Here is an 11,944-nt window from a genome sequence, read left to right on the forward strand (position 1 = left end):
CCCCAGTGCCGCAACGGCGGGCTCCTGGGTGCGGCGCTCGGCGGTGGCGGCGGCGCGGCACTGGGGGGCAACCTCGGCCGCAACGCGCGGGAGCGCGACGATGCACGGGACCGCGACAACACGCGCAGGATGCGTCGCAACAAGCATCGCTACGACGAGGCGTACTACGACAACAACGCTTACTGAGCGGTTCGGTGACGCCTGGCGAACGCGCGTGCGATGAAATGACATGCGCGTTCCGCCCGTCACGTCACACGGCGCAATTTCTCTGCAGTCGGCCCGATCGTCGACGGCACAACCTGTACGCCGCAAAATGGCAGTTCGGTCCCGACGGCATTTACGCTGCCAATTGGTGGCTTGCGGGGGAAGATGAGCATCGCGCAGGGAACCGTCTGGTCGACGCGGCGGAACTTCTCGGTAATGGTGGGCGGTGCGGGATCCGTACTATTGCCAAACGGGATACGCACATCCTGAGGCTTTAAGGCCGGTATCGCGCTCAATGATCTCTACGGCGAGTTCGGTTGGTAATCGCGCATTGCGGACACCATGTTCCCGCACTTATGTTGATTGGCCGAGACTCCCAGACGTGACCGCGATGGCATTGCCAAGTCAACTTGGTCCGCCTCCCCTGATACGCTGCGGATAAACACAGCCCACCACGAGCGGTCGCAAGCCCTCGCATGTCATCGATTGTTTGACGCAATTTGAGGCCTGCACATTGCCGACACCAGTGTCCGAGCCACACTTGACTCGCTATTGCCAACCATTCGTGACCCACTGCGCAACGGAAAGGGTATTTTTCGGCTGAACCCACATAAGCCTCTGCCAAACAAACGCCACCCTTTTCTCGGGCGGCCGCCTGCAGACGTGCCAATCCATTGGGATCAACCTGCCCGGAGGAGGTGGATTTTGCGCAACGACCACACCAGGTTCCGCGGAAGATATCGTTGGCCCGGGCTTCCCAGCGATGCCCCTTTGCACATTCAAATCCATATAGACGGCTTTCGATCGTATAGCTGGTCGAAAGACATTTTCCGCCTCTCTCTCGTGCTTTCGCGTGAAGCCGGGCTAAACCATCCGAGCAACAGCTTCGCCGCGTCGCGTCACCATGCGCGCAGCTCGGACACCAACGCCCCTCACTGATCTTTCTTCCCTCCACGCTCCACTCGTGCCCCTCTGCGCAACGAATTTGGTAGCGTGCAAATAGCCCGACGAACGGACCACTCAGAAGCGTCCCCCCTCGCTCTGCCAACTTCCCCAACCATCTATCACGTATATCTTCTTGCTGACAGAACACGCATACCGGTGCACCGCCATTTCGATAAAGCAAGGTCAAGGCCACACGCTCGAAAGCGTGCCCACGAGCACAAGCGAACTGATGACGTGAATTGACACCCCTCCACTCGCTCGACAAACATCGCCAACCATATTTAGCAGCGCACTGTCGCAACCTCTCAAGCATGCTCCCTCACTTCGCCACCACAATCCCGCCGCATTGGCGCCTGAATCAACAGCGACACGAGGCGCCCAAGGCGCTGCGAGAAATTCAAGCCCCACCATCTTTTACATGAGTCACTGCGAACAGCAGAGTTCGCATCCACACGGGCGCACACTACCGACAGCGCTTACAAAAGCCGGCTATCAAATTCGACGATTCTCCATCGTTTCGCAATACTTATAATTATCCAGACTTGAATTCAGGCATCAAAAAAAAGCGCCCGAAGGCGCTTTTTCGGAACCGACTAGCCAGCCGTCACGCTTAGAAGCGGTGACGCAGGCCGACCGTTGCGGCGGTTTGGCTGACCTTCGAGCTCGGGTACGCGTTGATGTCGCCGTTGTAGATCGATGCGCCCAAACCGGCGCCCTTCGTACCACGCTGGTACACCGCCTGAGCGTAGACGTCCGTACGCTTCGACAGGAAGTAATCAGCTTGCACGCCGAACTGATTCCAGTGCGTGCTGTTGCCGTTCTGCTTCGCGTTCGTGTACGTATAGGCAGCGCCCAGGCCGAGAGCCGGCGTCAGGTTGTACTTCGCGTTGACTTCGTAGTTGTCCGCGCGCAGCGTACCCAGGCCGTTCGTCTGGTTGTCGAGACGCGATTGCGTCCATGCCGCGCCGACTTGAGCCGGACCGAATGCATAGGCTGCTGCAATACCATACGTACGCGTACGGCCCTGAATGCCGAATGCGTTGCCGTTCGTATCGACGCTCGGGTTCACCGCGCCCGACGTGGACAGGCCCGCGTTGTTCGCTTGCGAGTACGCCGCACCCAGCTTCAGGCCTTGGTACTGGTACGACAGGCCGGCGCTGTATGCACGGTTGTTGGCAAAGTTCGTGCTGTTCGAGAACGAGTACGTGCCACCGAATTGCAGGCCAGCGTAGTTCACGCTCGTGTACTTGATCGTATTGTTCAGCGCGACGTCGCCGTTCGTGCTCAGGCGGTCATTGTTCAGCGGGTGTGCGAAGTACGTGCCGCCCCACGAGCCCGTTGCCGTCAGCGGCGCCAGGTAATCTTGCGTTGCGTCGTATTGCTTGCCCAGCGTGACCGTGCCGTACTGGCTCGACAGGCCGACGAATGCCTGGCGGTTGAACATGCCGCCGTTGCCGTTCGCGAACTTGCCGTTACCGATGTTGAAGCCGCTTTCCAACGTGAAGATTGCCTTCAGGCCGCCGCCGAGATCTTCCGAGCCACGCAGGCCGAAACGGCTCTGGTCAATGCCCGAACCCATCGAAAAGCGCGACTTGCCTTGGCCGGATGCGGTCTGGACGTTGCTTTGGTAGGTGATGCCTGCGTCCAGCACGCCGTACAGCGTGACGCTGCTTTGCGCGTGAGCGACGGTAGCGAACGATGCCGCAGCGGCTGCGACGATCAGAGTCTTGTTCATTCGTGGAGCTCCCTTCTAAAAAGAGGCAGGTCTCGCGACCTTGTTCATAAACGGTCTGCAACCGCCCGGAGGACCTCGTTCTGTTGGTCATGCCCGGACAGATGCCCGTTTGGGAATCGCGAGTGTAAGAGCGGTGAAAGCAACCAACCCCACAATGAAATAGAAATTGTGTATTTCTCTTTTCGCAACAGAAAGCCCATAAAAATACTCAACCCATTGTTATTAAATGATTTTTTTACGCACCGCCGTGAATGCTCACACGGTATCTTTGCCGCGATTTTCTTATACAAACGCCTTGACAGTAGCCAAAAAACTACGCCACACAATCTCAACAATTCTCGAGTGCACCTTGATCGGCTTCATCCCGACGTACGCCCTCGGCGACGGTTGATCCATCGCCTCGATAGTCCTGACCACCTCAGCAGGGCTGGGAACACAAGGAGTGACGAAAACTCGAACCCACAACGACAGCGGCGCACCGCCGGGTAAAGCTCGCCTGACATCTAGCGCGTCACTGTGGGAGGGTAAATTCCAGCCGAAGGCCGGCCAACAACGCTATTGAGACCGCGAGCATCGTTTCCGAGAATCAACGAACAAGTGCGGGCTCTCGGAAAAGCGGGGCTTGGGGAATGGCACGACCCTGCCGAGGTTCCTCGACGGAATTTGGCAACAAGCAGCGCCATGGACAGGCCTGCATCAATTGGCGTTGCCGGGTGGGCGCCTGGCACTCGATCAATTGATACCGGGAGCCCCGGTAGGGAATTTGATTTGATCGGCATGCGAACCGCTCACGTTCAATCGGCTCGCTCGAAGGGGCACAGTTCTCTAACCAGCTGTCTCAGCCATTCGCTCCCCGGCTCCCGATCTTCACGGGCATGCCATACCATTGCGATCGGATTTGCGGAGAATGAAATCGGAACGGGGCAGGTCGAAAGACCAAAACGATCCGCATACCGATGTGCAATGCGTGATGGCAAGGTCGTGAGAACGGGAGTGTCCGCCGCCATCATTAGCACTGCGAGAAAATTGGGACCGGCAGAAACTATATTGAGTTCGACGCGCGCATCGCGCAATGCATCTTCGAGGCAACCTAATATTGTATTTCGCATTGATACAACTACGTGCGGCGTTTCGACATAGGTTTGTTCGTCAATCGGCGTTTTGATCGGAATCAGATCAGGATTGAAACAACAGGTCAGTGTTTCATTAAATAGCTCGTGTCGTCGTATCCAGGGATGGGTGCTTTCGTAGCAACCGATAGCCAGATTCAGTTCACCACGATCGAGCATGTCGGGCATGTCCTGCGGATCGACCGAACGCGCCAGCAACGTCATGCCTTGAGCGTCGGTCCGGAAGCGGGCAACCATATCCGGCAGGAGCAGCGATTCGATTCCGTTTGTCATTGCAACGCGGAAGTCTCGCCGTGCGTTCGACGGATCGAACGACTCTTCCGTTTTCAATGCTTCCTGCAACTGCAGCAATGAACTCCGGACCGTATGCTGCAACGATAATGCTCGCGGGGTCGGCTGTAATGTCCGCCCAACCCTGATGAACAGTTCGTCTCTGAGCAGCAGACGCAACGTGGACAACGAGTGGCTCATTGCCGGTTGCTGGATCCGTAGTTTTGCGGCTGCGCGCGTCACGCTGCGTTCCTGCATCAGCGCATCGAACGCGATCAACAGATTCATATCGAACGAACGTAGATCGAAATGATCGATAGTTTCCATGCCTGGTATCGATTGGATGTATTAGCGTAGCCTGAGTATAGTAGATTCGTTCAGCCATTACTATGAGAGTCAGATGAGCGTCGATATCTCAACAATTGCAGCACCCCGGTTTCACGTGGGTGATATGGAAATCACACGTATCACCGAAATTTCATTCGAATTCCCGGTGACCTTTCTGTTTCCGGAATGGCAGGACAATCTGACTGAAGCGCAACTCCAAAATCTGCACGAAGGCGTTTTAACGCCTGATCGCAGAAGTGCGATCGTCTATGTGAACTCCTGGGTCGTCCGAACACCCAATCTGTTGTTCATCGTCGATACCGGAATCGGAGATGGTCGAGTACGTCACATCGAAGCATTCAACAACCTTAATACCGGATACCTCGAACGAATGAAGGCTAACGGCATAGATCCGCATGCTGTCGATTTTGTATTTTGTACTCATCTTCATAGCGATCACGTTGGCTGGAACACCCATCTATCGAACGGAGTCTGGGTTCCGACGTTTCCGTCTGCGCGTTATCTCTGGTCTCGCGGCGAGCATGACTGGTCTGCCGGAGATACTTTCAGGAATATCGTCTCTCCTGGCGTCTACGAAGACAGCGTGCGTCCGATTGTCGATGCGGGTCTTGTCGATGTTGTTCCCGACGTTGGTGCAGAAGTGATCGAAGGCGTGAGGTTTCACCCCACTCCTGGACACACTCCCGGCCATATGTCGATCAGTATCCGGTCAGGTGGAGGCGAAGCATTTTTCAGTGGCGACGTCATCCACAACCCGATTCAGATTTACCGACCGGAATGGAACTCCGCCTTCTGCGAGAACCAGGATGCGGCACGCAAGTCGAGGCACTGGATGCTCGAATATGCGGCTGAATCCGGTGCACTGGTTTTGCCTGCGCACTTTGGCGCGAATTCAGCAGGTTACGTGAAGCGGGAGTCGAACAACTTCCGCTGGATCTTCGCTTGAACTATCGGGACTATTCCATTGACTCGACCACACCTTTCACCTTCCGTCCGATCGGGAGAATTAATTTTTACTTCCGGCCAACTCGCATTCGATGCTGAAGGGCATATTGAGGGAGACGTGGTGCATCAGACTCGCGTCATACTGCAACGCATTGCATCGCTGCTCGCACCTTCGGGCCTTGGCTTGACGGACATCGGTAAAACCACGGTCTGGCTTCGCCGTGCGTCAGATTTCGAAGCGTTCAACGCCGCATACGCGAGCGTGTTTGGGACACATCGACCGGCGCGATCGACGGTGGTATGTGGATTGACCGTCCCCGAGGCACTTGTCGAGATCGAGGCGGTGGCGTGGCCGGGAGGTAGCGCATGAGTCACGTTCCGCTGGACCCGGGCGCGGCACGCGTTGTTGCGCTCGCGCGCGAAAGTGGGGCTTCGGGCCCGGAAGCCGGATCCCCCGAGCAGGCGCGCGTTGCATTTCGCATAAGTCGCAAAGCGCTTGCGTCGCAGCCGGTTCAGGTTTCCTCGGTTCGGGATCTCGAAGTCGTGCGCCCGGACGGAAAACTCGGGCTCCGCTGTTATCGCGGGTGGGGAACGGACGACGGATCCCAGCTTCCATGCCTGCTCTTCTTCCATTCCGGCGGCTGGGTGTCCGGTGATCTCGACACCCATGACAACGCCTGCCGAGCGATAGCCAGCACGGCGCGAATCTCGGTGATGGCGGTCGATTATCGACTCGCTCCTGAGCATCCGTTTCCGGCGGCAATCGAGGACGCGCAAGCTGCGTACGCTTACATTCTTGAACACGCGTCGTCGTTGAACATCGATGCGACAAAGATCGCCGTGGGTGGTGACAGTGCGGGTGGCAACCTCGCGGCGGTTCTCACACACCTGTTGCGCGACGCGGGCGGGCATCAGCCGATCGCGCAAGTACTGCTCTATCCCGCCACCGACTTCGCGGCGAATACAGCGTCACTCGAGCAGTTCTCGCTTGGACCGACGTTGACAAAAGCAAGTCTCGATTGGTTCGCAGATCAATATTTGCCGGTAGGCGAAGATCGCCTCGACTGGAAAGCGTCACCGCTCAGGGCTCCCACTTTTGCCACCTTGCCGGCAGCGTATGTCGTGACTTGTGGCCATGATCCGTTGTGTGACGAAGGCGCCGCATATTCCGCCCGACTTCGCGATGCGGGTGTCCCGGTTCGTCACCAGCACTATCCAGGTCAGATACATGGCTTTCTGACGATGGGTGGCCTGATTCCTGAATCAACGGTTCTGATTGGCGAGGTCGCAGTCTTTCTTGACCAAGTATTTAGCAGATTTCGCGGAGCGTAGGCGCCGCCACGAGTACTCGCTATCTCGTGTCGAGAAAGATCGAACTCCCAGGATCGTGCGCCGACTCTCGCCACAAAATTTCACCCCACTGCACCGACAACCTGCGGTGAAGGCAGCCCCGGAACCTTGCACACGCATCGGTGGGCGAAACTGCTGCGCTCACTATCAAATGAGACGTCAACGATACGATGCTATCGATCGAAAATTGCGCAAAGATTCTTCGATTGCAAAGATTGACCTCGCATCCGCTCGGGATGACATGAATTGGGCTGGCAGCCACTGATATGTCGTCTTTTATTCAAAGACTACATGTTGAGACTGCGGACATCCTTTCCGAGAGACCACAACCAGCCAGCAACCCCATCCACCCCTTCACTCCCCGTACCGGTATTCGTCAACCAAACTGTACCGGTACTGTACAGACAACCGTCGCTAAACTGACCTCCATCCCAGTCCCGAACCGAATGGAGAATCCGCGATGGAATTCCTCACCCTGAGCGCGTTGCCCGCCGGCATGCTGTTCGCGCTCGTCACGTCGATCACGCCCGGCCCGAACAACACGATGCTGCTCGCATCCGGCGTCAACTTCGGTTTCCGCCGCACCATGCCGCACCTGTTCGGCATCAGCATCGGCGTCGCGATCCTGATGCTCTGCGTCGGCTTCGGCCTCGGAGAAGCGTTCAGGCGTATGCCGCTGCTGTACACGATCCTCGAAGCCGCGAGCGTCGCGTACCTGCTGTACCTCGCATGGCGCATCGGCACGTCGGGCGAAGTAAAGGCGCACGGCGGCAAGCCGCGTCCGATGACGCTCATCGAAGCCGCCGCGTTCCAGTGGATCAACCCGAAGGCATGGATGATGGTGCTGACCGCGGCGACGACGGTCCGCCTGTCCGCCGACTACGGGATGAACGCCGCATGGATGGCCGTCGTGTTCATCCTGATCGGCTTCCCGTGCATCAGCCTGTGGGCCGCGTTCGGGCTCGGCCTGCGCCGCTTCCTGTCGAACCCCCGCGCGCTGCGCATCTTCAACGTGACGATGGCCGTGCTGCTGATCCTGTCGCTGTATCCGCTGGTCGCGCACCTGCTGGCGTAGTGAGCACTCACCGCGCGCCCGTTGAGATTCGCCCGATGCAGGCGTACCCTTTTGCTACGGGCGCGCGCAACCGCTTGGCCGGTTGCGCCGCTGCTGCCGGGAGAGTGTCGATGAAGCCACTGCTGAGGGCGGGCGAACACATCGAGGGGATGCACTGGATCGCCGAGTATCGCCCGCTCACGCACGAGATCCGCGTGCTGCGCGAAGACATCGAGATCGGCATCTACAGCGCGCCGCCGACGATGTTCGGCGAAGAGGAAGACATGGGCGCCGCGAACCTCGCCGATCATCGCAGCCGGGAGGCCGCGCTGCGCGCGTATCTGCGCAACTTCGTGAAGGACCACGACGCGGAAGAATAGCCGGCGGCCCGCCGGCCGCCGTATTGGCGGGCCGGCGCATCGCACCGGCCCGCGCGTCGCTCAATGCCCGAGCGATTCGATCTTGCCTGCCGGCTGCGTCACGCCATGCGGCCGCGCCATCTGCTTGACCAGCAGCGCGACACACGCGAGCAAGCCCGCGACGGCAATCGTCGCGAACACGCCCGCGAACGAGAAATGCCGGCGCGTCAGCTCGGCGACGAGGAACGATCCCGCAATCCCGCCGAAGCGGCCGACGCCGAGCATCCACGCGACACCCGTGCCACGCCCTTCGGTCGGATAGAACGCGGCGGCGAGCGCCGGCATCGACGATTGCGCGGTGTTCATCAGCACCCCGGCCACGAACACGACCAGCACGAGCAGCCCGACGTTGCCGGCCGCCTGCCCGATCGCATAGACGCTCACCGCCGTCAGCGCATAGCACACGGCGATCACGCGGTTCGCGTTGAAGCGGTCCATCAGCACGCCGCACAGCACGGCGCCGACGCCGCCGAGCGGGAACAGCGCGGAGATCAGCGTCGCACTCTTCGGCGTCAGGCCGGCATCCTTCAGCAGGATCGGCATCCAGTTGATCGACGCGTAGAAGATCACGAGCCCCATGAAGTACGCGAGCCACAGCATCACCGAGCCGACGATGTACGAGCGCGACAACACGACGCCGAGGCCCTTGCTGCCGGTCTGCGGCGCGGCTTCGGTCATCGCGAACGAGCCGGCGTTCAGCGCATCGCGCGAGATGCGCGCGAGCGTCGCGCGGACCTTGTCGACGGCATGATTGTTGGCGACCATGAAGCGCACCGATTCCGGCATCTTCAGCAGCAACAGCACGCCGAGCAGCAGCGGCGTCACGCCGCCGAGGATCAGCACGCTGCGCCAGCCGAAATGCGGAATCATCCATGCAGCCAGGAAACCGCCGAACGCGGCGCCGAGCGGGAAGCCGCAAAACATCAGGTTGATCACGGTCGCACGGCGTTTATCCGGGCAGAACTCGCCCATCATCGTGACCGCGTTCGGCATCGCCGCGCCCAGCCCGACGCCGGTGATGAAACGCAGGATCGTCAGGTGCCCGATGGTCGTCGAGAATGCGGACATCAGGCATGCGACGCCGAACAGGAATACCGAGCCGATCAGCAGCGAGCGGCGCCCGAGCTTGTCGGACAGCGGGCCCGACACGAGCGCACCGCACGCGAGGCCGAACAGCGCGGCGCTCAGCACCGGTGCGAGATCGGGTTTGGTGAGGTTCCATTCGCCGAGCAGCGACGGCGCGATGAAGCCGATCGCCGCCGTATCGAAGCCGTCGAGCAGCACGATCACGAAACACATGAGGAATACGAGCCATTGAAATCCGCCGAACGGCTGCTCGTTGATGAAGGTCTGGACATCGACCACGGGTGTGCGATTCATCGCTAGTCTCCTGTGTCGATCCAAGTTAGCGCTTTAGCGCTTACCTGGATCCCATGCTTCGCGGTCGATCCAGGTTAGCGCTTTAGCGCTTGCCTGGATCCCATGCAAAGCCACTTTGTTTATAAGCGACGCGGCCTCGGAACCGCGTCTTGCCTTTGTTCGCGCACCGGCCATCCGGTGCGCCGCGCGCCGATGCTCTGCCGGCGCGTTCATTCATCATCGGGGGCCGCCCACCATCAGCGGGCCTCGAAGCAAGCTCGGACTACGCCCGGCGCTTAACCGGCGGCCCCGTCTTGTTCCTTGAAGATCTTGTCTGCCAAATGGAACGCGGAATTCGCAGCCGGCACGCCGCAGTAGATCGCGGTCTGCAGCAGCACTTCCTTGATCTCGTCGCGCGTCACGCCGTTGTTGCGCGCGGCACGGAGGTGCAGCGCCAGTTCCTCGCCACGGTTCAGCGCCACCATCATCGCGATGGTCAGCAGGCTGCGCGTATGGCGCGGCAAGCCGTCGCGCGTCCAGATCTCGCCCCATGCATAGCGCGTGATCAGGTTCTGGAATTCGTCGGTCACCTCGGTGCGGTTCTCGATCGAGCGGTCGACGTGCGCGTCGCCGAGCACCGCGCGACGCACCTTCATCCCTGCTTCGTAACGTTCCTGGTCATCCATCGCCGGTGCCTCACGCAGTCAGGAAATCGAGCAGCGCGCGGTTGAAGCCGTCGGTGCACTCGATGTTCGAAATATGCGCGGCGTCGAATTCGACGTGCTGCGCACCCGGAATCGCGGCGGCCAGCGCGCGGCCCTGGTCGGGCGGCGTCGACATGTCCTTCGCACCGGTCACGACGAGCACCGGCAGCGCGATGCCTTTCACCTCTTCGCGCAGGTCGGCCGCGTTCAGCGCGTCGCAGTTCGCTGCATAGCCATCCTTGTCGGTATGCACGAAGGTGTCGCGGATCGCATCGAACAGGCGCGGCTCGCGTTCGACGAACGCGTCCGTGAACCAGCGCGGCAGCACGGCGTCGGCGAGCGCGGCCATCCCCTCGGCACGCGCCTTCTGCGCACGCGGCGCCCACACTTCCGGCGAACCGATCTTCGCGGCGGTGTTCGACAGCACGGCGCGCACGATGCGCGACGGGAAGCGTGCCGCCAGCGCCGCACCCGTCAGGCCGCCCATCGAGATCCCGCAGAAGTGGGCGCGGGCGATGCCGACGTGGTCGAGCAGGCCGATCACGTCGCCGGCGAGCTGCTCGATCGTGTACGAACCGGCCGGCGCGTCGGAATGGCCGTGACCGCGCGTGTCGTAGCGCAGGATGTTGAAGTGCTGCGTGAGCGGACGGATCTGCGGTGCCCACATCTGCAGGTCGGCGCCGAGCGAGTTCGAGAAGACGAGCCAAGGCGCGTCGTCGCGCGCGGCACGGTCGATCCGGTAATGCAGTTTCACGCCGTTGACAGTGGCGAAAGGCATCAATGTTCTCCTGGTGATTGCGCGCCCGCGTGCAGCGCGAGCACGGCGTCGACGTAGGCCTGCGCCTCGCCGACGTAATGAGCGGGATCCAGCAGCCGCGCGAGCGCGTCGCGCGACAGGTGCGCCGACACGGTCGCATCGGCGGCGAGCACGTCGAACAGCGTCGCGCCCGTGCGGACGGCTTCCTTCGACCCATGTTCGACGACGTGATGCGCGTCGAGCCGGCCGATCTTGTCGCCGAGCGCGAGCATCACCGCTTCGCCGAGAATCAGCCCGCGCGTCAGGTCGAGGTTCGCGGCCAGGCGTTCGGTGTTCACGTCAAGGCCCGCGACGATCTGCGCGATCTGCGCCAGCGCGCCGCCGGTCAGGCGCGCGAGATCGGGCAACGCATCCCATTCGGCTTGCCAGCCGCCGAGCGCGCGCTCGTGCTCCTGCACCATCCCCGCGAACACCGTCGCGACGAGATTCGGTGCACGGACGGCTGCCGTCAGCACGGCTGCGCAGCCGACCGGGTTGCGCTTGTGCGGCATCGTCGACGAGCCGCCCTTGCCGGCGGCAACGGGCTCGCCGAGCTCGCCGACTTCGGTCTGCATCTGCAGCGACACGTCGCGTGCGATCTTGCCGAGCGTACCGGTCAGCATTCCGAAACAGGACGCGGCTTCCGCGATACGGTCGCGCTGCGTGTGCCACGGCACGGCCGGCG

Annotated in this window: 11 protein-coding genes and 1 pseudogene; 6 read left to right on the forward strand and 6 right to left on the reverse strand. The window is 60.8% G+C overall.

The annotated features are described in order from the left end of the window. Positions 1-186 (forward strand): annotated as a pseudogene (locus G3N93_RS23800) (hypothetical protein); the annotation flags it as partial. A gap of 1,573 nt (positions 187-1,759) precedes the next feature. Here the strand turns inward: G3N93_RS23800 and G3N93_RS23805 are convergent. Both G3N93_RS23805 and G3N93_RS23810 read right to left on the reverse strand, forming a co-directional pair. After that, complete coding sequence (locus G3N93_RS23805) at positions 1,760-2,884, reverse strand: porin (RefSeq protein ID WP_206134092.1); 1,125 nt, start codon at positions 2,882-2,884, stop codon at positions 1,760-1,762. 794 nt (positions 2,885-3,678) lie between these two features. Beyond that, positions 3,679-4,611, reverse strand: coding sequence for a LysR family transcriptional regulator (locus tag G3N93_RS23810; protein WP_206134093.1), 933 nt, complete (start codon positions 4,609-4,611; stop codon positions 3,679-3,681). A gap of 73 nt (positions 4,612-4,684) precedes the next feature. Here G3N93_RS23810 and G3N93_RS23815 point away from each other — a divergent pair, with 73 nt between their 5' ends. The 5 genes from G3N93_RS23815 (at position 4,685) to G3N93_RS23835 (ending at position 8,361) form a co-directional block, all read left to right on the forward strand. Beyond that, positions 4,685-5,578 carry an MBL fold metallo-hydrolase gene (locus G3N93_RS23815; RefSeq protein ID WP_206134094.1) on the forward strand — a complete coding sequence of 298 codons (894 nt, stop codon included), beginning with the start codon at positions 4,685-4,687 and terminating at the stop codon, positions 5,576-5,578. Between the two features lie 18 nt (positions 5,579-5,596). Next, entirely contained in the window at positions 5,597-5,947 is a 351-nt protein-coding gene (locus G3N93_RS23820) for a RidA family protein (protein WP_174942179.1), read from the forward strand. Next, positions 5,944-6,909 carry an alpha/beta hydrolase gene (locus tag G3N93_RS23825; RefSeq protein WP_174942177.1) on the forward strand — a complete coding sequence of 322 codons (966 nt, stop codon included), beginning with the start codon at positions 5,944-5,946 and terminating at the stop codon, positions 6,907-6,909. Before G3N93_RS23820 ends, G3N93_RS23825 begins: the two co-directional genes overlap by 4 nt. Before the next feature lie 478 nt (positions 6,910-7,387). Further along, the gene (locus G3N93_RS23830; RefSeq protein ID WP_174940366.1) at positions 7,388-8,002 is read left to right on the forward strand and encodes a LysE family translocator; all 615 of its coding nucleotides are present in this window, start codon (positions 7,388-7,390) and stop codon (positions 8,000-8,002) included. Positions 8,003-8,112: 110 nt separating this feature from the next. Continuing rightward, positions 8,113-8,361 carry a hypothetical protein gene (locus G3N93_RS23835; RefSeq protein ID WP_174940368.1) on the forward strand — a complete coding sequence of 83 codons (249 nt, stop codon included), beginning with the start codon at positions 8,113-8,115 and terminating at the stop codon, positions 8,359-8,361. 60 nt (positions 8,362-8,421) lie between these two features. Here the strand turns inward: G3N93_RS23835 and G3N93_RS23840 are convergent, their stop codons facing one another. From G3N93_RS23840 to G3N93_RS23855, 4 genes are all read right to left on the reverse strand, one after another. Continuing rightward, positions 8,422-9,780: an MFS transporter gene (locus tag G3N93_RS23840; RefSeq protein WP_174940370.1), complete on the reverse strand. Its 1,359-nt coding sequence runs from the start codon at positions 9,778-9,780 to the stop codon at positions 8,422-8,424. A gap of 275 nt (positions 9,781-10,055) precedes the next feature. Then, on the reverse strand, positions 10,056-10,445 hold the full coding sequence (gene pcaC, locus G3N93_RS23845) for a 4-carboxymuconolactone decarboxylase (RefSeq protein WP_011356714.1): 390 nt from the start codon (positions 10,443-10,445) through the stop codon (positions 10,056-10,058). 10 nt (positions 10,446-10,455) lie between these two features. After that, complete coding sequence (pcaD, locus tag G3N93_RS23850) at positions 10,456-11,241, reverse strand: 3-oxoadipate enol-lactonase (RefSeq protein WP_039344475.1); 786 nt, start codon at positions 11,239-11,241, stop codon at positions 10,456-10,458. After that, the coding region (locus G3N93_RS23855) for a lyase family protein (RefSeq protein ID WP_241026674.1) at positions 11,241-11,944 on the reverse strand (704 nt) is incomplete at its 5' end. The genes G3N93_RS23855 and pcaD, both read right to left, overlap by 1 nt.

Origin of the sequence: Burkholderia sp. Se-20378 (assembly GCF_017104665.1) — a bacterium.
Lineage (GTDB): Bacteria > Pseudomonadota > Gammaproteobacteria > Burkholderiales > Burkholderiaceae > Burkholderia > Burkholderia lata.

Excerpts from the sequence above, each read along its gene's own strand:
- G3N93_RS23825 (WP_174942177.1), top strand. The coding sequence starts at position 5,944 with ATGAGTCACGTTCCGCTGGACCCGGGCGCGGCACGCGTTGTTGCGCTC.
- G3N93_RS23840 (WP_174940370.1), bottom strand. The coding sequence starts at position 9,780 with ATGAATCGCACACCCGTGGTCGATGTCCAGACCTTCATCAACGAGCAG.
- pcaD (WP_039344475.1), bottom strand. The coding sequence starts at position 11,241 with ATGCCTTTCGCCACTGTCAACGGCGTGAAACTGCATTACCGGATCGAC.
- pcaC (WP_011356714.1), bottom strand. The coding sequence starts at position 10,445 with ATGGATGACCAGGAACGTTACGAAGCAGGGATGAAGGTGCGTCGCGCG.
- G3N93_RS23815 (WP_206134094.1), top strand. The coding sequence starts at position 4,685 with ATGAGCGTCGATATCTCAACAATTGCAGCACCCCGGTTTCACGTGGGT.
- G3N93_RS23810 (WP_206134093.1), bottom strand. The coding sequence starts at position 4,611 with ATGGAAACTATCGATCATTTCGATCTACGTTCGTTCGATATGAATCTG.
- G3N93_RS23830 (WP_174940366.1), top strand. The coding sequence starts at position 7,388 with ATGGAATTCCTCACCCTGAGCGCGTTGCCCGCCGGCATGCTGTTCGCG.
- G3N93_RS23805 (WP_206134092.1), bottom strand. The coding sequence starts at position 2,884 with ATGAACAAGACTCTGATCGTCGCAGCCGCTGCGGCATCGTTCGCTACC.
- G3N93_RS23835 (WP_174940368.1), top strand. The coding sequence starts at position 8,113 with ATGAAGCCACTGCTGAGGGCGGGCGAACACATCGAGGGGATGCACTGG.